The organism is Bradyrhizobium sp. SZCCHNRI20481, assembly GCF_032485055.1.
Lineage (GTDB): Bacteria > Pseudomonadota > Alphaproteobacteria > Rhizobiales > Xanthobacteraceae > Bradyrhizobium.
Genome location: NZ_JAUEUE010000012.1, coordinates 1 through 19730, shown reverse-complemented (window position 1 = coordinate 19730; position 19730 = coordinate 1). Strand labels below are relative to the sequence as shown.

The window sequence follows — 19730 nt, the reverse complement described above, 5'->3', positions numbered from 1 at the left end:
ATCACCGCTGCCATCTCCCTCAATTTGTCGAGCTCGTTTGCGCATGAATCGGGGGCGCCCGAGTGCGACGACGCGAGCCGTGGCGCGGAGATGACGCGACGGGTGCAGCCGATCTGACCTGGTCGCGCCGTCCATACTCTCTGCTGGTCTCGTCCTGCCCACCGGCCGAGTGCGCCGCGAGGCCGCGCTGCCGATGCAGAGCGGGGCCCCGCACCAGGCGATTTTTGCCGCCCCTGCGCAACCGCGCGCCGGCAAATTCTGCCGTCGGATCAACTAATTCGACCGACTAATTGTGCGCCTGGATTCGGCGCTCCGGCCGTTTGATCAGCAAACGCCTTCGCGACCGTGTGGTCGTGCTGTGTCCCGCCGCCGTTCGCGGCGCGAGCCGGAGTTCCGTCATGACTGTTTCCGCCGCGAGTTCGTCGACCGCGACCACCTCATCGACCTCATCATCCAGCGATACATCGCGTACGACGCTCAGCTCGACCGACTTTCTTCAGCTCCTGGTGAGCGAACTGCAGAACCAAGATCCGCTCAACGCGACCAGCGTGACCGACTTCATCAACCAGATGACGTCCTACGCCAACTACACCTCGCAGCAGTCGCTCAACAGCAGCATGACCTCGCTGGCCGGCTCGTTCTCGAGCCTGGTGACGCTGAATTCGGTGAACTACATCGGCCACACCGTCGAGGCCAAGAGTGACACCGCCGTTCTGTCGAACGGCTCGGCGACCTTCGGCTATTCTCTCTCGTCGGCGGCATCGAACGTTTCGATATCGATCAAGGATTCCTCCGGAAGCACGGTCTGGACCGGCACCGGGACCGGCAACAAGGGCGCCAATTCGATCACCTGGGACGGCACCGATTCCAGCGGCAATCAGCTCAGCGACGGCGGCCAGTACACGATCTCCGTGACGGCGACTGACTCCGCGGGCACCTCGGTTCTCAACTACACGACGATCACCGGGACCGTAACCGGCATCGAAACCTCGACCAGCACGCCGTCGCTCACCGTCGGCGGCATTCCTGTCAGCGCCAGCAACATTATCGGCGTCACCTCCTGACGGCATCATTCGGAGTACAATCATGAGTCTTTCTGGAGCCCTGTCATCGGCGATCTCGGCGCTCAACGCGCAGAGTTCATCGCTCGCCATGATCAGCGACAACATCTCCAACGCCGATACGACCGGATACAAGACCACGTCCGGCCTGTTCGAGCAGCTGGTGACGGCATCAAGCAGCTCGAAAGCCTATTCCTCGGGTGGCGTCTCGGTCTCCGGCCGTGCCAATATCACGCAGCAGGGGCTGCTGGCCGCCACCACCAACGCGACCGATGTCGCAATCCAGGGCTCGGGTTTCTTCGTCGCGACCAACTCGACTTCGGCCGGAGGCGAGACCTTCTACACCCGCAACGGCGCGTTCACCACCGACAATGCCGGCTACCTCGAGAACAACGGCTATTATCTCGAAGGCTGGCGCACCGATGCGAGCGGCAACGTGGTCGGCAATGGGCTCGAATCGATTAACACCAAGGTTGCGCTGACGAATGGTGGAGCGACCACCAAGACGTCGCTCGCCGCCAACCTGCCGGCCGATGCCGCGAGCGGCGATACCTTCAGCAGCTCGATGACGGTGTACGATTCGCTGGGGCAATCGCACACGCTCAACGTCACCTGGACCAAGGGGGCGACGGCGAATGAATGGACCGCCGATTTCGCGCCGGCCACGGCGTCGGACGGCACCGTGACGAGCGGCACCTATACAATCGATTTCAACTCAGATGGCTCGCTGAGCACGGTCTCTTCGACCAATCTCGGCATCACCTGGAATAACGGCGCGGCGGCCAGCTCGATCGCGCTCAGCTTCGGCACGACGGGCGGCGGCACCGATGGTCTGACCCAGCTGTCATCCGGCAGCACGACGCCGAGCGTCTCCAATTTCAGTGCCAATTCCGATGGCATCTCTTTCGGTACGCTGAGCAGCATTTCGGTCGGCAAGAACGGCCTCGTCGAGGCGACGTATTCCAACGGCCAGACGGTTCCGATCTACAAGATCGCGGTGGCGACCTTCGCCGATCCCAATGGCCTCGTGGCGCATAGCAGCGGCATGTACACGTCGACGGCGACGTCGGGCAATGCGACCCTGCAGGCGTCCGGCGAGAATGGTGCAGGAACCATCTACGGCAGTGAGCTGGAGTCGAGTACGACCGACACCACGGGCCAGTTCAGCAATATGATCTCGGCTCAGCAGGCCTATTCGGCGGCATCGCAGGTGATCTCGGCGGTCAACAAGATGTACGACACCCTGATCTCGTCGATGAGGTAGATCATGGCCGACCTGAAGAGGGAGCGGCTCGGCGAGGGCGAGGCTCTGCTGAAGAAGCTGCGGCGGCTGAGACTGCGCGCCGCGACCGTCGGCAAGGACGACCGCGCGCAACTGTTGACCTTGATTGACGATATCGAAACGGTCCGACGAAAGCTTCTGCGTGAATGCGCGCTGCTCGACGAAGAGCTCAAGGTCGCCACCGTGAGGGTGACGGCGCTGAATACCTACGCCCGTGTCGCGCAGATCAGCCGCCGACCGCAGCGTGAACAGTAGGATGGGAGCGACAGGATGAAACACGCAGTTCAGGCCGATCAGCGGCCGGCCAGCGAAGATGAAGTGCGGACCTTGATCGCGCTGATTGACGAGCTCATCGCGGTGGTGTCGGAGGAGAATGCGGAGCTTGCCAAAGGGCTCCCGGCCTCGCGCTCCAAGCAGCTTGACGACAAGAATCGGCTCGCCGGGCTGTTTGAGCAGCGGGTTGCCGAATGCGCCAGGCGAACGGCGAGTCTCGACGTCCGCGACCGCGTCCTGCGCGAACAGCTCATGGAGCACATCTTTAACCTGCGTGGCGCGATGGACGAGAACCTCGTTCGGCTGCGGGCTGCGATCGAAGCCAGCAATCGTCGCATCGAGGCAGTCATGCAGGCGATCCGCGAGCAGATCGCGAATGCGTCGCCCTATGGCGCAGGCGGGCGACGCACCGCGCGTGCGACGTCCTGTGGAACCAATGTCAGGGCATGATGGCCGCCCAGCAGCGGGAGTAGAGTGATGTCGCTCGACATAGCACGGCTGGTCGCGTTCAGCGGCATCTCGGCCACGGAGCTGCAGATCAGCGTGGCGTCGTCGAACATCTCGAACGCCGACACGAAGGGGTATACGCAGAAGACGGCCAACCAGGTCACGAATGTGACCGGGGGAGTTGGGACCGGTGTTTCGATTACCGGCATTTCGAGCAATGTCGACAAGCTGCTGCTGAAATCCCTGATCGGAGCCAATTCCGAGCTCGGCGCGGCCGACACCACCAACAACTACCTGACGCAACTGCAGCAGCTGTTCGGCAGCGCGTCCACATCCGGCACTTCGACGACGGGAACGTCGCTGGCAAACTCTCTTGCATCGCTGGAGTCCGCCTTGTCGTCGCTGGCAAGCTCGCCCAGCAGTGTTTCGCTGCAATCGGCCGTCGTCAGCGCTCTGGACGATTTCGCCAGCCAGCTGCGCAGCACCTCTGGTGGCGTGCAGACGTTGCGCGCCAACGCCGACAAGGACATCGCGTCGTCGGTTCAGAGCGTCAACGACGACCTGCAGCAGATCGCCGATCTCAATGTCGAGATCCGCAGAATGGCAGCGTCCGGCCAATCGACCGCGGATCTCGAGGATGAACGCAATGCCGCGCTGCAGGACCTCTCGTCCTACATGAACGTCAGCTACTACACGGCGTCGAATGGCGATCTTCAGGTCTATACCTCGTCGGGGCGAGCCCTCGTCGACAGCTCGGCGCACGCGCTGAGCTACACGGCCTCGGCGAATGTCTCGGCGGCTTCGAGCTATGCGTCCGGCGGCTTCAGCGGCATCATGGTCGACGGCGTCGACGTCACGTCCCAGATCACGTCGGGCAAGATCGGCTCGCTGGTCACGTTGCGGGACGAAACCTTGCCGGCCGCGCAGACCCAGCTCGATCAGTTGGCTTCGCAGCTGAAATCGGCGCTGAATGAGATCAGCAATGGCGCGTCGGCCGTGCCACCTCCGGCCACTCTGACCGGGTCGGCGAGCGTCAGCAGCACGACCGCCCTGTCGGCGTCCGGAACGGTCCGCATCGCCGTGGCTGACCAGAGCGGCAATCTCGTTTCGTACCAGGATCTCGATCTGTCGTCCTACGCGACGGTGGGCGATCTGGTCACGGCACTCAACGGCATCTCCGGGGTCTCCGCCTCGATCGACTCCAGCGGACACCTGTCGATCAGCGCCACGTCGTCGTCGAACGGCATCGCGATCAACGATATGACCAGTGCGGTCGGCGGCAGCGGCTTCTCCAACTATTTCGGCATGAATGATCTCGTCACCGGCACGAGCGCCGCCAATTTTGCCGTCAACAGCAGCATCTTGAGCGGCGCTTCTGGTCTGCCGACCGGCACGCTCGACGGTTCTGCGACCTTGACGACCGGCAGCCAGGTGCTGACGGCCGGCTCGGCGACGGTTATCAATGCGCTCATCGACAAGTTCACCGGCTCGACCAGCTTTGCGTCGGCGGGAGGTCTGAGCGCAACGACCGGCTCGTTTGCCGACTATGCCGCGGCGATCGTCGCCAATGTCGCCAGCAAGGCTTCGCAGGCCTCCACTGCCTACACCGCGAAGTCGACGGCCCAGTCGAGCTATGCCAGCTCGCTGTCCTCGCAATCGGGCGTCAATCTCGACGAGGAGACCGCGCGGCTGAGCTCGCTGCAGAACAAATACGCTGCCGCCTCGCAGCTGATCTCCGTGATCAACAGCATGTTCTCGTCGCTGCTCACTGCCGTGCAATCGACCTAGTCCGGAGCGCAGATCATGACGATGCGGATTGCGACATTCTCGAACTCCGACCAGATGATCACGAGCGCGCTGCGGACGCAGGCGACCATGGCCAATCTCCAGGTGCAGGAAGCCTCGGGGCTGAAATCGGAGTATCTCGCCGGTTACGGCGCCGACACCCAGCACGTCGTCAATCTTCAGGTCTCGGTCACGCGGGCGCAATCCTATATCGATGCTGCGACCCTGGCCGACAGCAAGGTGCAAGTCATGTATTCCGCGGTGGGACAGGTGTCCGACATCGTCAGTCAGCTGCGCACGGCCCTGAGCGCCGCGAGCTCCGGCAGCAGCACGGGAACCTCGTCGGCGATCAGTACCGCGCAGCAGTTGCTGCAGCAGATGGCGGGCATTCTGAACACCCAGTATGATGGGCAATATCTGTTCGGCGGGGGGCGCACCTCGACTCCGGCTGTCGATACCTCGACCTTCGCGTCCGGCTCGGGATCGCTGACCACGATGGATACCAGCTATTATCAGGGCGACAGCGAGCTTGCCTCGGTCCGTGTCTCCGACGGCCAGTCCGTGACGTATGGCGTGACCGCCGGCAACCCTGCTTTCGAGGAGGTCATGCGTGTTCTGAAGTTCGTTGCGAATAGCTCGACCCTGTCCGGAACTGACATCACCTCCGCGCTGACGCTTGCCGATCAAGCAGTGGACGATGTCGCCACGGTGCAGGCCAAGGTCTCCGATGCAGCGTCCCGGATCGAGAGCGCGAAGTCTCAGCAGACCGACTACAAGAGCTATGCCGAGAGTCTGGCGACCGACCTGACCAGCGTGGACGTCGCTGCGGTCACCGCCCAGCTCTCGACTTATCAAGCCCAGCTCACGGCGAGTTATACCGCCATCTCCAAGATCCAGAGCCTGAACCTGGCCAGTTACCTGCGGTGAGTTTCGGGACATCGTGCGAGCCCAGCAGAGCCGGACTGCCGATTCAAACCATGCGGCTCGCTGGCGGGCATCTCGTCGGCGGACCTCTCAATTGCCTAGCTTGCGACGTTCGACAGCGGCGCTGCGCGCGATCGGTGGGGTGGGTATGGGCGGATCAAGGAAAACGCGAAAGTCCAGCAGCTCCAGCTGCGGGAAGAGGATGATCAGGACGTCGAGCTGCCAAGGAATTCCGCACTGGAGTCGTCTGCGCCTTCGTCGCCACGGTCGTGGCTCTCAAGCAGATCTGGTGGGTAATCGCGCCCGGCGCAATGAGGCGTTGGCGACATTTGTCGTGTTCGTCTGGCGCGATCATGAGGAGTACGTCATCCGCCGCGGCGGAGGTTGCGCATCGCCGTGCCGGTGCGTCGGGCGAGCCCCACGCACCAGCGAAATCACATCACCAGCGATGATGGGCGCGGATCACGCCATGACCGTAGCGGTGTCCGAAATGACGGCCGCCGTGCCAGCCATAATGGCCCCAACCCGGACCGCGGTAATAGCCGTAGCTGTGCCGCCACGGCCGCGGGCCATAGGAATAGCCGTAGCTGCGATAGATCGGGCGCGGCACGTAGCTGTAGCCATAGCCGCCGTAATAGGGCCGGTAGGCCGGGTAGTAGCCGCCATAGCCGTAGGGATAGGCGGCGTAGCGGTACCCGCCGTAGTAGGGATAGGGCGCGTAGCCGCCATAGTAGGAGGGTGCGGCGATCGCCGATCCGATCAGGGCACCCGCCAACAGCCCCGCGCCGATCGCGGCACCGCCGCCCCAGCCGCCATGCCAGCCGCCGTAGCGGACCTGCACGGCATTCGAGCTTTCGGCGCTCGGTTTGGCGGCTGCTGACAGCGACGTCAGCGGCGCAGCCGAGACCGAGTGCAGCGTGGATACAGAAAGTGCGCCGGCGATGGCGAGCGTCGCGGCGGCTTTGAAGGTGACCATCCTGATGTCTCCCGTTGATTCAGCGCTATGCTCAACCGGACGAGACGAACTTCGTTGCATTTGTCGCAGCGGACGTTTTGTCACGCGCCATTGGTCCAGGCGGCGGTCGATGCCGGGGGGGCATCGACCTTGGTGTCGTTACGGGCAGGAATGGCGCAGGCCGTTATTGCCGAGATAGGTGCCGGAGCCCGGGTCGTAGGACCGGAACCGCTGGGCGCAATAGGCCTGGGCGTTGGCGGCCTCGGCGCGGCTGTCGGCGATGGCGCCCCCGATGATCGCGCCGGCCGCGAGGCCGCCGAGGGCGGCGGCACCCGCACCATAGCCGTGGCGATGCCCGTAAGAGCGATGGCCGTAATAGCCGTGGCGAGGACCGTAACCGCCGCGCCAGTGGCGATATTGCACCTGCTGCGGCTCGGTCGCGTTCTGCGTCGCTGGGGTCGGCGACCGGAACCGTGACCGCAAGCTAATCGATCAGCGCATCGAGCAGCGCATCTGGACATTCTGTCATCATCGTATGTCCCGCGCCGGGCAGGACGGTCGTGCGCGATTGCGCAATCGCAGTCGCCAGCGCCTTGCCGGCCTTCAGCGGCGTCATCATGTCCTTCTCGCCGAGGATCAGCCGCGTCGGCACCTTGATCCTGGCCGCCGATGCCAGCGCATCCTGGTACTCGTTGCAGGCCGAGAGATCGTTGAACAGCACGTCGGGCGCGCAGCGTTCCAAGGTCGCCTGCGCGCCGCCATGCATCCACAAGCCCGGCGCGCGGCTGCCGCCGAGCTCGGCGGCAAAACCGAGGCCCCAGATCGAGACCATGTCGATGGCGGCGTGATCGTTGGATTCGGCGGCCTTCAGGAGGTCAGGCCCGACCGTCATCGTCGCCGCGGTGCCGATCAGGCTCAGCGCCGACACGCGATCGGGACGGCGTGCCGCGGCATCCAGCGCGATCAGCGAGCCCATCGAATGGCCGATCAGGTGAGCGGGTTTCGCGTTTACCGCCTGCAACAGCGCGACGATCCAATCGGCCATGGCGGTGATGGTCGGCAGCGCCGGTCCCGCCGAGCGGCCATGGCCCGGCAGATCGGGCGCCAGCACGGCAAAGCCATGATGGGCGAACCAGCGACTGTGCAGCGCCCAGACCGAATGATCGAAGCCGGCGCCATGGATGAAGACGACGGCGGGCAGGGACGAATCGAAGTCGCGGCCGCCCGTGGCGGCGAAGACCTCATGATCTCCGATCGACAGCTGCATGGCTCACACCTTCTGCGAGGCGCGCAGCGCCTGTCCGAGATCGTCGATGATGTCGCTGGCCGCCTCGATGCCGACCGAGAGCCGGATCAGCTCCTCGCCGATTCCGGCCGCGGCGAGCTGGGCGGCGTCCATCTGCTGATGCGTGGTCGAGGCGGGGTGGATCACCAGCGTCTTGGCATCGCCGACATTGGCGAGATGGCTGATCAGCTTCAGGCTCTCGATGAACTTGCGCCCCGCGGGACGTCCGCCCTTGATGCCGAACGAGATGATCGAGCCGGCGCCGCGCGGCAACAGCTCCTTGGCGAGCGCATGGTCCGGATGGGCCTCGAGCGAAGGATGCAGCACCCAGTCGACGGCCTTGTTGGCAGTCAGCGCCTCCAGCACGGCGCGGGTGTTGGCGACGTGCCGCTCCATGCGCAGATGCAGCGTCTCGACGCCCTGCAGCAGATGGAACGCGTTGGTCGGCGACAGGCAGGCGCCGAAATCGCGCAGGCCTTCGGTCCGCGCGCGCATGATGAAGGCGGCCGCGCCGAACTGCTCGTCGAAGACGATGCCGTGATAGCCGGCATAGGGCTCGGTGAGCTGCGGGAATTTGCCGGACGCGCGCCAGTCGAACCGGCCGCCATCGATGATCGCGCCGCCGATCGCGATGCCATGGCCGCCGAGCCACTTGGTCGCAGAGTGCATCACGATGTCGGCGCCTTGGGAAATCGGCTGGCTCAGATAGGGCGTCGCGAAGGTGTTATCGATCAGGAGCGGCACGCCGGCTGCATGCGCGATCGCCGAGACCTTGGGGATGTCCAGCACCTCCAGACCGGGATTGCCCAATGTCTCGCCGATCAGGAGCCGCGTGTTCGGCTTGATCGCGGCGCGGAAACCGTCGTGATCCCTGGGCTTGACGAAGCTCGTGGTGATGCCGAAGCGCGGCAGCGTGTGCGCGAGCAGGTTGATGGTGCCGCCATAGAGCGAGGAGGAGGCCACGATGTGATCGCCCGCATTCAGGAGCGTGGCGATGGCCAGATGCAGCGCCGCCTGGCCGCTCGCGGTGCAGACGGCGCCGACGCCGCCTTCGAGCGCGGCGAGCCGCTCTTCGAGCACGGCCGTGGTCGGGTTGGAGATGCGGGTATAGATGTGGCCGGCACGTTCGAGATTGAACAGCGCCGCGGCGTGCTCGGTGTCGTCGAACACATAGGACGTGGTCTGATAGATCGGCACCGCGCGGGCGCCGGTCGCGGGATCCGGGTGCTGGCCCGCGTGCAGGCTCAGGGTTTCGAAGGCGGGCGGTTTCGGCGGCGGCATGCGGATCAACTCTCCTCAAGCAGATCGCATCTTCTGCCACAGATTTCGCCGTCAGTCAGGAGCGGCGCGGTGCGCCGCCCCTGAGACATCGATCAGCCGCCGAAGCGCTGCGGGAACAGGCCGGCCGAGGCGATCTCGGCGATGGACAGGCGTGCGCTCGGCTTCTCGCGCTCCTTGAGCATGGCCGGCAGCTTCTCGCCATCGCCCTTGCGGCCGACCGCGATCGCGATCTCCACGGCGAAACCGTCGGGCACCCCGAGCGCTGCCTGTGCGGCGGCGACGTCGAAGCCGCTCATGCCGTGGGTGATCCAGCCGGACACCGCCGCCTGGTTGGCGAAATTGGCCCAGGCCGCGCCGGCATCGAAGGAATGCGTGCGCGTCGGTGCCGGCTCGGTCTTGCCCGCCGGGGTGAAGGTCTTCTTCGACAGCACGTAGACGATCGCCGCGGCATGCTGCGCCCAGCCGCGGTTGAACTCGACCAGCGGCGACAGGAAGGTGTCGAACTCGGCCGAGCCGCGCAGCGCGTAGAGAAAGCGCCAGGGCTGCGAATTGTAGGAGGAGGGCGCCCAGCGGGCCGCCTCGATGAAGGTTAGGAGCTCCGTCTCCGGAAGCGCCTCGTCGCTGAAGCCGCGCGGCGACCAGCGATCGACGAAGATGCGATGCGCCGGATGCTCGGTGATGCGGTCGGTCGGCGGGGGAAGATGGGCAGTCACGGGGGTCTCCTTCGTTCAGGCTCGTCGTCGGGCCTCGCGCCGCGCTTCGCTGCGGGGCACAATCTCGGCTCCTGTGTGGCTCACGGCGCTTTGGGAGTCCAGATCGCCAACGCCGATGTGTCCACCTTCGCCGGCAGCACGCGCTCCGCCAGGAAAGCATCCGCGATCTTCTGCTGCTCCGACAGGCCGGCCGCGGTGACCGCGCCGACCTGGTAGGAGCGGTGGCTGTTGGCCTCCTCGACGGTGGCCGCATCGATGCCCCACAGGGCAGCGAGCTGGCTCGCCGCGGCGCCCGGATTGGCCTTCACCCATTTGCCGGTTTCGACGAGCTTGCCGTAGATGACGTTGAGGGCGTCGCCATGCCCGGCGGCGTAGTCGGCGGATGCGAGATAGTAGCGCTTGTAGCTGGCAAGCCCGTCGCTGCCGTCCGCGAGCACGCGCGCCCCTGACTGGCGGATGGTGCTGGTCAGGAACGGATCCCACGCGACCCAGGCATCGACATTGTTGCTGACGAAAGCGGTCCTGCCGTCGGCGGGCGGCAGATAGGCGGGGGTGATGTCCTTGAAGGTGAGACCCGCTTTGGCGAGCGCGGCGAGCAGCAGATAGTGGCTGCCGGCGCCCTTGGTCACCGCGATCTTCCTGCCTTTCAGCTCAGCGAGCGTCTTGGTCGGCGAAGCCGTTGCCACGAGGATCGCCTGCGCCGACGGCGAGGCGGCCTCCTCGGCGACATAAGCGAGCCTCGCGCCCGCGGCCTGCGCGAACACCGGGACGGTATCGGCGACATCGGCGCCGACATCGATGCTGCCGATGTTGATCGCTTCCAGCAGTGGCAGGCCGCTGGAGAATTCGTGCCACGACACCTTGATGCCGAGCGGCGTCAGCGCCTTCTCCAACTCGCCATTGGTTTTGAGGAGGGCGATCAGGGTCGAGGATCTCTGATAGCCGATGCGCAGCGTCTCGGCTGCGTCGGCTTGCGACGTGGCGAGCGCACCGAGCAGGGCCGCGGCCATCATCAGGACGCCGCGACGGGCGAGATGCAAGGGCCGCGCGCGGCGCAGGCCGCTGAAGGACGGTGTCATTCGGCAATCTCCCAAACAGGCGGTTGCATGCAATTGTCCAGGATCATTCGCAGGATCGTGAGCCCTGCGCAATTTTGCAGATATGTTCATATGGAGATGAAAGTTTCTCATGTGCCCGTGCCGCGAGAGGTTTTGTTTTCTTGGCGCGCGAGATCTGACGAGACAGCCGCTCGCATCCTCGCGACGCGCAGGGCGTCCGAGATGTGTCTGCCGTTCGTCCCTCCATCGAGAGAGGGCACAGGGAAGGCCGGGCGTCGACTGACACCCATGGCCCGCGTGCAAAAAAGGAAGCACGCGGCGGTTACCACAGGATCAGCCGGACATCCGGCCTTCCCTGCGCAATGGGCTTACGGCTTATACGCGATCTCCCCGGTGCGCCGGGCTTTCTGGCCACCGTCATCCGCGAGACACGCAAGCATCTTCGCGAACTTGATACTAGCGTCGGAGTATCAGGACCACGCGATTTCGCCGTCCGGCTCCCATCGTTCGTCCGCGCGCTTGACGCACGCTGCGACGAGAACCGGCCATCGCATCCCGCACCAACGTTTCGTGACGTTCGCGAAGCGCCCCTCTCGATCGGGCGGGATAGGGTGATACAACCACAAATTCCGAAAAAAAGAAACAAGAATGTTTTTCGCAGGAGGACTGGACAGGGCAAATCAGCTTGAGAACGCGGGCGAATTTCGTTCCGTCGCGCAAGCGCGAGGAGAAGCAATAGGCTCGTCACGCAAGACCTGGAGCTTTGGCATATGACAATCAGCTTGAGCCCCTCTGCCTCCACGTCATGGCCGGGCCTCGTCCCGGCCATCTACGTCTTAGTAACTCTCCGCAGAGGTTTGGGCGGGTTGTCCGATCGAACGGCCTTGCATCTGCCGGCCGAGATGAAGCGCGGGAGCTCATGAGCGGATTTGGCCTGAGGCCTCCGACTTGCGCGGTGCGATAAATCGGCAGCCATTGGGGGCAGGAGCCGCGGAGCAAGCGCATTCGGGAGGACAGCCCGTGACTAAAGCAAGCCTCCGCGACCGAGTCAGCGGCGTTCGCACTCAGCCCATTGCGGGCATCCCAAGCGTAGACCGGGTAGTCCGAGCCCGGGCCACGGGCGGACATGGCAATGGAGGCGGCAACTCGTCGTCGCCAAGCACATTCCTCAGGACGTCCACTCGATCAGCTGAATGGTGACAATCTTTGTCGCCATGCGCCGTGTTTACATTGCGCAGCACGTTGGTGAAGCCGCCGCCCACACCGACGACGCCTGCATGGTTGGATAACCCGCAGCTATCGCGGGGTTGCCTCGACTCATGTCGGGGAAAAGGCAGGCGGTCGGCCTTGCCGCGCCGACGCCGGTCTGTAGGATTGCTGCCGCATTCCAAAGGAGACATATTGATGAGATCGTTGATTGCGGCTTCCCTGATTTTCGCTACCCTCGCCACCCCGGCGTTAGCCGCGCCGCCCGCCAGCTGTGCCTCCAAGTTCGTCGGCGAGTGGCGGCATTCCGGCAGTGGCAACCGCGGTTCGGTGAAGGCCGACGGCCGCGCGCTGTGCAGCGAACATCCCGCCTGCGTGCAGGGCACCTGGACCTGCTCGGGCAACGTCCTCACCTACACCAATAGCCTCGGCACCTGGAACTACACGCTGGCGCCCGACGGCAAGTCGATGTCGACCGGCACGGCCACCGCGACTCGGATCGGGCCGGCGCCGGCGAGCGCCCGTTCGCGCGCCTCCGATACGGTGGCCGACGCCCCCGATCGGGCCTGCAAGGCGGGAAACATCGCCTCGCTGCAGGCTCACGACGACAGGCTGAAGGGTCTGTGGCAGAGGGCCAGCGAGCGTGAGCAGTGCGGGCCCATTCTCGCCCTCGGGAGAAAGCGAATCGAACTGCTCAAGCAGATCAATTCCGGCAGCTGCGGCAAGGAGTCGGTGCAGATCGGCGCGAGCAACGAGATGACGAAGGTCGCCTCGGTAATGTCGAAATGCGACCAGACCTACACCCCGTCCGACCCCGGCATCCTGAGGCGGGCGGGCGGCACGATCCGAGGTTTCGTCAAGGACCACGTCTTGAAGTGCGAACCTACCTCCGAGAACAACAACTGTGCGCCCAAGCCCCAGCGCAACGGCGGTCCCGGCGTCAGAGGTTAGCCCCTCTGATCCACCCAAATGTGACGCCGCTCCACGCACTCTGCCGGTGCAGCGTGATCGTTCGCTTTGGGTCAAAGCCGCCGTCCGACGGCCTACTTCCGGTTGAACCCCTAGAACCGACGTCGCAAGCTTCGACCGAAAGGCCCGGGATGGGCAGAAGCGGACGAATGTCACTCTTTGAGCCGACTTTCGTACGCTTTCACGTGATGCGGAAACAGTTCCTTGTAGGATGGCTGCGCGGTCTCGAGGCAGGACACTTCCCACCCAAGTGGATTTTCAGCGTCGCCGTACTCGCAAACCTCGACGTGCGAACAAACAAGTGCAATCCCGTCCGCCGTCCTTGCGCAAACACCTAAGAAGTATCGCGCTAAGGAGAGGCGGGGACGTGCCGGCTGCGGGACTACCCGGCCTTGCGTCTGTGAGGCTTGTTCGCGGTGGAGAGGTACGCACAGAACATGTCGGCCATCGCATCGGCATAGGCCGATATCTCGGCCCGGCTGCGCGGCGTCTCCGAGAAGTGCTTGCCGACCTGGCTGAGCGTCGTCTTGATCAGGTCTGCTGTCCGCGCGTGCTCGGCCTCTCCAGCACCAGGCAGCACCTCGTGCATGAAGGCGAGCATGGCGTGGCGGCCACTGGCCTTGGCCCGGCGCGCTTCGGGCGCATCGCGGTAGAGCGGGGCGGCGTCGTCGAGCGCTCCGCGCACCGCGGCTTCGTCGCACTCCGATTGCAGGAACGCGTGAACGAGTGCGCGCAATCGCGTCAAAGGCGGACGGCGCGTGTCCTCCAGAATGTCGTGCAGCAGTTCCGTCGTCTGCTGCCACTCGTCGCTCTGCAGCCTGAACAGGATCGCCGCCTTGTTCGGAAAATACTGATAGAGCGAGCCGACGCTGACGCCGGCCTTCTCGGCGACGCGCGCAGTGGTGAAGCGTTGCGCGCCTTCCTTCGTCAAAACCTGAACAGCCGCCTGCAGAATGGCCGCGACGAGGTCGGCCGAGCGTGCCTGTTTCGGCAGTTTTCGCGGGGAAATCGGGGCTTTTCGAACCAGGGCCATGGAGCGTTCCGAAATGCGATTAGCGAATGCGAATGATTATTCGTATTCTGACTTCGACGCAAACGACACGCATCGAGAACACGGAGAATATCAATGATCACCCTGACCACTCAGCCGGTAGCGCCGCTGCTGGATCGCCTGCTTGCCGAGGCCACGTTGCTGCGGCCGGAGACGAGCCCGATCTTCGCCGGCACGGCCGAACGGGGCGCGCAACTGATGCGCAGCAGGTCCGGCCATGTCGAGCTCTACACGCAGCTCAAGGACTTTCCGTTGCCCGTGTCGCGCGACACCGGCGTGCTGCTCTACATGCTGGCGCGCGGCGTCAGTGCGCGATCGATTGTCGAATTCGGCACCTCGTTCGGCATCTCGACGCTGTTCCTCGCCGCGGCGCTGCGTGACAATGGCGGCGGCCAGCTGATCACCACGGAGTTCGAGCTGTCCAAGGTCGCCCGTGCCCGTGCCAACCTCGCGGAGGGCGGCCTGGCCGATCTGGTCGAGATCCGCCAGGGCGACGCCCTGCAGACGCTGAGCGGTGATCTCCCGGACGCGATCGACCTGGTTCTGCTGGACGGCGCCAAGCCGCTGTATGGCGATATCCTGGCGCTGCTCGAGAGCCGGCTCAGCGCCGGCGCGTTCATCGTCGCTGACAATGCCGACCACAGCCCCGACTACCTCGCCTACGTCCGTTCGCCGGCCAACGGCTATCTGTCGATGCCGTTCGGCGACGAAGTCGAATTGTCGATGCGGATCGGGTGAGCGGCCGGCGACGAACGGCGATGTCCGCCACCCTCATCGGCGAATGTGCCTGGAGTTGACGTTTGGCCGGCGATTGTTCACGAGGAGAGCTTCGTCATCTGAGCAACCGTTCGCATGCCTCGCATCCTCCTGATCAATCCCAACAGCTCGGCCGCGACCACCGCGATGATGGTGTCGATTGCGGCCGCCTGCTGTGCCGGCCGGGCGGAGGTGGTCGGCGCGACCGCGATGCGGGCGCCGGCCATGATCGTCGATGCCGAGGCGTTGGCGGCATCGGCTGCGGAAGTGGTCGACATCGGCTGCGGGCATCGCGATGCTTGCGATGGCATCATCGTCGCGGCGTTCGGCGATCCCGGCGCCGCGGAGCTGCGCAGGCTCTGCCCGCTGCCGGTGGTCGGGATCGGCGAGGCGTCGATGCGCGAGGCCGCAGAGGGCGGGCGGCGCTTCGGCGTTGCCACGGTGACGCCTGCGCTGGTTGCGAGCATCGCGGGCCTTGCAGACAGGCTGGACCTGTCGGCGCAGTTCACCGGGACGCGTCTGACGCAAGGCGACCCGGCCGCGCTCGCCGTCGATCCGGCGCGGCTTGCTGCCGCCCTGGCTGACGTCACGCGCGCTTGTATTGCCGAGGACGGTGCAGAAGCCGTGATCATCGGCGGTGGACCGCTGGCGCAGGCGGCCGATCAGCTGCAGCCGCAATTCGCCGTGCCGATCATCAAGCCGATCGCGGCAGCGGTTTCGCAGCTGCTGCAGCGGCTGTCCGCGTGAGCAGCCAAGTGCGCTGTGCTATGGCCGGTAGCTTGCCGCCGGATGCGGCGCCGCGAGCCGGGCACGGCCGAACAGCTTTTCGCGCAACGTTCCTGGCTGATACGCCTTCTTGTAGCGGCCGCGTCTGGTCAGCTCCGGCACCAGCATGTCGGTGACATCGGCAAAACTCTCCGGCGACAGCGCAAAGGCGAGGTTGAGGCCGTCGACGCCCGTCTGCTCGATCCAACTCTCGACGAGATCGGCGACCTTCGCAGGCCCGCCGACGAACACCGGGCCGATGCCGCCGATGCCGACATGCTCGGCAACCTCGCGCACGGTCCACACCCGGTCCGGATCGGCGCGCGTGACGTTGTCCATGGCGCTGCGGCCGGCATCGTTGAGCACGTGGCGGACCTGCTGGTCGAGGTCGTAGGTCGAGAAGTCGACGCCGGTCCAGCCCGACATCAGGGTCAGCGACGCCTCGTGGTCGATGTAGCGGCGATAGTCGGCGAACTTCGCCTCGGCCGCCGCGTCGGTCTCGCCGAGCACCACGGTGGCGATGCTGAAGATGACGATGTCGCTGCTGGCGCGACCCGCGTCGGCGGCGGCCTGGCGGATGGCGGCGACGCGCGGCGCGATGATCTTGGCCGACGGGCCGGACATGAACACGCATTCGGCATGGCGGCCGGCGAACACGCGGCCGCGCGGCGAGGTGCCGGCTTGATACAGCACCGGCGTTCGCTGCGGCGACGGCTCGCAGAGATGGATGGCGTCGAGCTGGTAGTTCTCGCCGCGATGGCTGACGCGGTGAACCTTCGTGGGATCGGTGAACACGCCGCTGGTCCGGTCGCGCTTGACGGCGTCGTCCTCCCAGCTGCCTTCCCACAGCTTGTAGACGACCTCCATGTACTCGTCGGCGACGTCGTAGCGGTCGTCATGCGCAGTCTGGCGCTCCCTGCCCATGCCGCGTGCGGCGCTGTCGAGATAGCCGGTGACGATATTCCAGCCGATGCGGCCCTCGGTGAGATGATCGAGCGTCGACATCCGCCGCGCGAACGGGTAGGGCGGCTCATAGGACAGCGTGCAGGTGACGCCGAAGCCGAGATGCTCGGTCACGGCGGCCATTGCCGAGATCAGCATCATCGGATCATTGACGGGCACCTGGATGGCGTGGCGGAGCGCCGCGTCGGGGGTGCCGCCATAGACGTCGTAGACGCCGAGTACGTCGGCGAGAAACAGTCCATCGAAGCGGCCGCGCTCCAAGGTCTTGGCGAGGTCGAGCCAATAGGGCAGGCGATTGTAGTCGGAGGAGCGGTCGCGCGGATGCCGCCACAGGCCGGGCGATTGGTGCCCGACGCAGTTCATCGCAAACGCATTCAACCGGATGTCCGCAGCCATGATGTCCTCGACGCTGTCTTGAGCCGACCAGATGGCACGCTTCGCCTATGGTTTTCAATCGCGTGGATGCGCACGGCCGCTGCGCGCCGCGGATCAATGACGGCGCAGGACGGGCCGTGGCCCGCACGTGGGGAGGACGAGATTGACGGCGATCCGGATCACGACGCTGGCCGCGCTGGTACTGACATCGTCGGCTGTGGCCTCCGTCCATGCGCAGGATTTCAAGGCGAGTTGCGCCGCGCTCGCGCAAGGCTTCGCCGACAGCGGGCGCGTCGTCACGGCCGAGTTCGTCGCCGCGGGCGGCGTGCAACTGGCACCGCCGGCACCCGCGGGCGTGACCGCCTCTGGGGCAGCGCTTCCCCGAGTTGTTCGACGGCGTCATCGCGGGCGCGCCGGCCTATCGCGTGCCGCTTGCCGGGTCGCGTGGCTGTTCCTGGTTCCCGGCATGAACCATTGCGGCGGCGGACCCGCCACCAATCAGTTTCACTTGCTGACCGCTCTGGACCAATGGGTGGAGGGCACGGCCGCGGCGCCTGAGGCGATCCACGCCACCGCGCGGCGTGCGGCCGATGTGCCTCGGCCCGGGCGCACGCGCGATCTCTGCGCGTTCCCGAAGGTGCTGACCTCCAAGGGCAGCGGCAGCCTCGAGGATGCAGCGAATTTCGAGTGCCGCTGAACAGGTCGTGCATGCCGTCTGCACGGTATGCACGATCACTTGATGAGCGGTTGACCCGGGAGGGGGATGACCCGATCTATCTGCCAGCCGACCTGTCTCCGCAGCGTTGCGGCTCCCATCAGCCCACACACCGGTCCCTCATGGTTGCCAAGACGCGAGCCTTCACCATTCTGTGCGAGTTCGAGCACGTCCAGACCGAGCTGATCGGCAAATGCGTGGCCTTGAGCGACGGCAAGGCCGGAACCGTGGAGCAGGTGTATCTTGATGAGCTGCATGGGTTGCGCATCACCCTTCGCGGTCATGACGGGCGCTGGCCGGTGTCGACCATCAAGTTCACGCAATCCTGAGCGGCGGCGTTGGTCTCGGATTTGGAACGCTCAAACGATCGAAACGGCTTGATTGCGCGTCGCATGGCGATGCGTGGGGCATCGGATCGAGCGTTCGAACTTCTCGAGCGGCCTTTGCAGAGGCCTGCCGGAAGACCTGTGCATCGCATATCAAATGATACGAGAGCGGGCCGGCGCTGCGGCTAGCCTCGATGCTCCCGGCGCGGCCGGCCGCTGCTGCTCTGCCGCCCGGACTACGGTGGTCGCGGCCGATTCACTTATGTTGATGCGCCCGGCATCTCCTGATCTAGAGTTGTCGGTGCGCATCAATGAAACTGGATGCAAACCCGCATGGAAGTAGAAGGTCGGAAGAAACGGCGTCGGCGTGTCAAGCAGACGATGTCGTTGGGTGAGCGGTTGCTAGAGATGGCGCGCGAGGCGCGAGACAGGGCGAAGCGTCTGCCGCCGGGCATCGAGCAGGCCAGGCAGCTGCGGCGCGCCCGCGAGGCCGAAGCGATCGTCGAGCTCGATCGCTTCCTGACGGCTCCAGCACGCAGCACTTCGCCGCGATCGCGTTGACGCCGTCTCGCGCCGGCTTGGGGCGAAGGGGCGCGGCGCTGCCAGTGGTGTTTCCGGAACTTGCGGCAACAGGGCTGACCGATCCGGCCGAGGCCGGGCCAATTCCGGACGGCACCCTCTCAACCCATCGCAAGACCCATCCCGGCCGGTGCCGATCTGCATCACCTGGCCTCACCTCCGTGTTCGCGGTGGCGAGAACAACGCCTACTTCGCATTCGCGAATGTGTGCGACGCCGCGAATTTCGATCCCGGGCTCAGCGGCGTGTTCGGTCCGGATACATCAGCGTTTCCGCGCCGTGAGGCGATCGTTGCAGGCGGGGAGGGGATCGAGACCGTCGACATCGACACCAGCAATCTCGACAGCTTCTATCCGACCAACGTCGTCCGGCGGAAAGATCTCGTCCCGCATGCGGATGCCGCACTCGTATCGTGCGCTGGTGCAACCGCACACGAGCAATTTCTGACGCTGCGCGCGCCAGCCGTTTCAAAATGGAACGGAAACGGCGTGTGACGGGTCCGAGCGTGGGGGGCGACAGCGCTATCCACATTTCTGCACAGCCGTCGCAAAAAGTTCTTGCACGGGATGCGGCGCCGCACTATCTCACCACCACGCCAGCCGGACATCACTGATGACTGAGGCCCCCGACTTTCGGGACCAACGTTGCTTTCTTTGGTGTTTTTTCTTCCGACTGGCTCCTGAGTTTTTCTTCAGAAAAGCTCTTGACGGTCTCTCAAAATCAGCTATGTGAAGCGCCCCGGCAACGGGGACTTCGACGGCGAAAGAGACCAGAGAAGTTGCACTAATTAGTTCAAGCGAACTAACAAGTGCGGGCTGTTTGACAAGTGAAGATGAAGAAAGAGAAACGTGGACGGCGGAGTCCTTGCGGGTCTCGGGATTGAGAGCTTCGGCTTTTGGTTCTGGGATCGGACGAGAAGACTTCGGCGGACAATGTTTCAAAGGTAACACCATGGTTTTCGC

General features: G+C 64.9%; 21 protein-coding genes and 1 pseudogene. 13 read left to right on the top strand and 9 right to left on the bottom strand.

The annotated features are described in order from the left end of the window. Positions 1–398 precede the first annotated feature (398 nt). The 6 genes from QX132_RS20035 to QX132_RS20010 are packed head-to-tail and all read left to right on the top strand — an operon-like array spanning position 399 to position 5775. Positions 399–1064, top strand: coding sequence for a flagellar hook assembly protein FlgD (locus tag QX132_RS20035; protein ID WP_316162594.1), 666 nt, complete (start codon positions 399–401; stop codon positions 1062–1064). Positions 1065–1086: 22 nt separating this feature from the next. After that, positions 1087–2325 (top strand): flagellar hook protein FlgE, encoded by a 1239-nt coding sequence (gene flgE / locus QX132_RS20030; protein WP_315739745.1) that lies wholly within the window; start codon positions 1087–1089, stop codon positions 2323–2325. Positions 2326–2328: 3 nt separating this feature from the next. Beyond that, positions 2329–2598 carry a hypothetical protein gene (locus QX132_RS20025; protein WP_315739744.1) on the top strand — a complete coding sequence of 90 codons (270 nt, stop codon included), beginning with the start codon at positions 2329–2331 and terminating at the stop codon, positions 2596–2598. A 15-nt stretch (positions 2599–2613) separates the two neighbouring features. Next, on the top strand, positions 2614–3066 hold the full coding sequence (locus QX132_RS20020; protein WP_315739743.1) for a flagellar protein FlgN: 453 nt from the start codon (positions 2614–2616) through the stop codon (positions 3064–3066). 27 nt (positions 3067–3093) lie between these two features. After that, positions 3094–4851: a flagellar hook-associated protein FlgK gene (flgK, locus tag QX132_RS20015; RefSeq protein WP_315813736.1), complete on the top strand. Its 1758-nt coding sequence runs from the start codon at positions 3094–3096 to the stop codon at positions 4849–4851. A gap of 15 nt (positions 4852–4866) precedes the next feature. Continuing rightward, positions 4867–5775 (top strand): flagellin, encoded by a 909-nt coding sequence (locus QX132_RS20010; RefSeq protein WP_315813735.1) that lies wholly within the window; start codon positions 4867–4869, stop codon positions 5773–5775. Between the two features lie 436 nt (positions 5776–6211). Here QX132_RS20010 and QX132_RS20005 read toward each other — a convergent pair whose 3' ends face one another. The 6 genes from QX132_RS20005 to QX132_RS19980 all read right to left on the bottom strand — a co-directional run bounded on the left by QX132_RS20005 (position 6212) and on the right by QX132_RS19980 (position 11016). Next, positions 6212–6748 (bottom strand): hypothetical protein, encoded by a 537-nt coding sequence (locus tag QX132_RS20005; protein ID WP_316162592.1) that lies wholly within the window; start codon positions 6746–6748, stop codon positions 6212–6214. Between the two features lie 138 nt (positions 6749–6886). Further along, positions 6887–7210 carry a BA14K family protein gene (locus QX132_RS20000; protein ID WP_316162589.1) on the bottom strand — a complete coding sequence of 108 codons (324 nt, stop codon included), beginning with the start codon at positions 7208–7210 and terminating at the stop codon, positions 6887–6889. 1 nt (position 7211) lies between these two features. Next, positions 7212–7994 (bottom strand): alpha/beta hydrolase, encoded by a 783-nt coding sequence (locus QX132_RS19995; RefSeq protein WP_316162587.1) that lies wholly within the window; start codon positions 7992–7994, stop codon positions 7212–7214. A gap of 3 nt (positions 7995–7997) precedes the next feature. Continuing rightward, positions 7998–9293 (bottom strand): O-acetylhomoserine aminocarboxypropyltransferase, encoded by a 1296-nt coding sequence (locus QX132_RS19990; protein ID WP_316162586.1) that lies wholly within the window; start codon positions 9291–9293, stop codon positions 7998–8000. A 92-nt stretch (positions 9294–9385) separates the two neighbouring features. Continuing rightward, the gene (locus QX132_RS19985; protein WP_316162584.1) at positions 9386–10006 is read right to left on the bottom strand and encodes a nitroreductase family protein; all 621 of its coding nucleotides are present in this window, start codon (positions 10004–10006) and stop codon (positions 9386–9388) included. 80 nt (positions 10007–10086) lie between these two features. Further along, complete coding sequence (locus QX132_RS19980) at positions 10087–11016, bottom strand: aliphatic sulfonate ABC transporter substrate-binding protein (RefSeq protein ID WP_315777648.1); 930 nt, start codon at positions 11014–11016, stop codon at positions 10087–10089. Positions 11017–12468: 1452 nt separating this feature from the next. On the opposite strand from QX132_RS19980, the gene QX132_RS19975 reads away from it, so the two are divergent. Then, on the top strand, positions 12469–13221 hold the full coding sequence (locus QX132_RS19975) for a hypothetical protein (RefSeq protein ID WP_315739734.1): 753 nt from the start codon (positions 12469–12471) through the stop codon (positions 13219–13221). A gap of 400 nt (positions 13222–13621) precedes the next feature. Here QX132_RS19975 and QX132_RS19970 read toward each other — a convergent pair whose 3' ends face one another. Continuing rightward, positions 13622–14272: a TetR family transcriptional regulator gene (locus QX132_RS19970; protein WP_316162582.1), complete on the bottom strand. Its 651-nt coding sequence runs from the start codon at positions 14270–14272 to the stop codon at positions 13622–13624. Between the two features lie 93 nt (positions 14273–14365). Here QX132_RS19970 and QX132_RS19965 point away from each other — a divergent pair, with 93 nt between their 5' ends. Next, positions 14366–15028: an O-methyltransferase gene (locus QX132_RS19965; protein ID WP_316162580.1), complete on the top strand. Its 663-nt coding sequence runs from the start codon at positions 14366–14368 to the stop codon at positions 15026–15028. A gap of 114 nt (positions 15029–15142) precedes the next feature. Then, the gene (locus QX132_RS19960; RefSeq protein ID WP_316162578.1) at positions 15143–15793 is read left to right on the top strand and encodes an aspartate/glutamate racemase family protein; all 651 of its coding nucleotides are present in this window, start codon (positions 15143–15145) and stop codon (positions 15791–15793) included. An 18-nt stretch (positions 15794–15811) separates the two neighbouring features. Here the strand turns inward: QX132_RS19960 and QX132_RS19955 are convergent, their stop codons facing one another. Next, complete coding sequence (locus QX132_RS19955; RefSeq protein ID WP_316162576.1) at positions 15812–17170, bottom strand: LLM class flavin-dependent oxidoreductase; 1359 nt, start codon at positions 17168–17170, stop codon at positions 15812–15814. A gap of 142 nt (positions 17171–17312) precedes the next feature. Here QX132_RS19955 and QX132_RS19950 point away from each other — a divergent pair, with 142 nt between their 5' ends. From QX132_RS19950 to QX132_RS19935, 4 genes and pseudogenes are all read left to right on the top strand, one after another. Further along, positions 17313–17846 carry a tannase/feruloyl esterase family alpha/beta hydrolase gene (locus QX132_RS19950; RefSeq protein WP_315799139.1) on the top strand — a complete coding sequence of 178 codons (534 nt, stop codon included), beginning with the start codon at positions 17313–17315 and terminating at the stop codon, positions 17844–17846. A 140-nt stretch (positions 17847–17986) separates the two neighbouring features. Then, positions 17987–18193, top strand: a complete 207-nt coding sequence (locus tag QX132_RS19945; RefSeq protein ID WP_315739728.1) for a PRC-barrel domain containing protein — start codon at positions 17987–17989, stop codon at positions 18191–18193. 330 nt (positions 18194–18523) lie between these two features. Further along, positions 18524–18751, top strand: coding sequence for a hypothetical protein (locus QX132_RS19940; RefSeq protein WP_316162782.1), 228 nt, complete (start codon positions 18524–18526; stop codon positions 18749–18751). Between the two features lie 135 nt (positions 18752–18886). After that, positions 18887–19215, top strand: a pseudogene (locus QX132_RS19935) (amidohydrolase); the annotation flags it as partial. 137 nt (positions 19216–19352) lie between these two features. Here QX132_RS19935 and QX132_RS19930 read toward each other — a convergent pair. Further along, positions 19353–19730 (bottom strand): hypothetical protein (locus QX132_RS19930; protein WP_315739727.1); only part of this gene is annotated, 378 nt, incomplete at its 5' end.

Coding starts and splice junctions, on each gene's coding strand:
- QX132_RS19965 (WP_316162580.1), top strand. CDS start 14,366: ATGATCACCCTGACCACTCAGCCGGTAGCGCCGCTGCTGGATCGCCTG.
- QX132_RS19940 (WP_316162782.1), top strand. CDS start 18,524: ATGGAAGTAGAAGGTCGGAAGAAACGGCGTCGGCGTGTCAAGCAGACG.
- flgK (WP_315813736.1), top strand. CDS start 3,094: ATGTCGCTCGACATAGCACGGCTGGTCGCGTTCAGCGGCATCTCGGCC.
- QX132_RS19945 (WP_315739728.1), top strand. CDS start 17,987: ATGGTTGCCAAGACGCGAGCCTTCACCATTCTGTGCGAGTTCGAGCAC.
- QX132_RS19980 (WP_315777648.1), bottom strand. CDS start 11,016: ATGGCCGCGGCCCTGCTCGGTGCGCTCGCCACGTCGCAAGCCGACGCA.
- QX132_RS19960 (WP_316162578.1), top strand. CDS start 15,143: ATGCCTCGCATCCTCCTGATCAATCCCAACAGCTCGGCCGCGACCACC.
- QX132_RS19990 (WP_316162586.1), bottom strand. CDS start 9,293: ATGCCGCCGCCGAAACCGCCCGCCTTCGAAACCCTGAGCCTGCACGCG.
- QX132_RS20010 (WP_315813735.1), top strand. CDS start 4,867: ATGACGATGCGGATTGCGACATTCTCGAACTCCGACCAGATGATCACG.
- QX132_RS20020 (WP_315739743.1), top strand. CDS start 2,614: ATGAAACACGCAGTTCAGGCCGATCAGCGGCCGGCCAGCGAAGATGAA.
- QX132_RS19975 (WP_315739734.1), top strand. CDS start 12,469: ATGAGATCGTTGATTGCGGCTTCCCTGATTTTCGCTACCCTCGCCACC.
- QX132_RS20025 (WP_315739744.1), top strand. CDS start 2,329: ATGGCCGACCTGAAGAGGGAGCGGCTCGGCGAGGGCGAGGCTCTGCTG.
- QX132_RS19970 (WP_316162582.1), bottom strand. CDS start 14,272: ATGGCCCTGGTTCGAAAAGCCCCGATTTCCCCGCGAAAACTGCCGAAA.
- QX132_RS20005 (WP_316162592.1), bottom strand. CDS start 6,748: ATGGTCACCTTCAAAGCCGCCGCGACGCTCGCCATCGCCGGCGCACTT.
- QX132_RS19995 (WP_316162587.1), bottom strand. CDS start 7,994: ATGCAGCTGTCGATCGGAGATCATGAGGTCTTCGCCGCCACGGGCGGC.
- QX132_RS20035 (WP_316162594.1), top strand. CDS start 399: ATGACTGTTTCCGCCGCGAGTTCGTCGACCGCGACCACCTCATCGACC.
- flgE (WP_315739745.1), top strand. CDS start 1,087: ATGAGTCTTTCTGGAGCCCTGTCATCGGCGATCTCGGCGCTCAACGCG.
- QX132_RS19955 (WP_316162576.1), bottom strand. CDS start 17,170: ATGGCTGCGGACATCCGGTTGAATGCGTTTGCGATGAACTGCGTCGGG.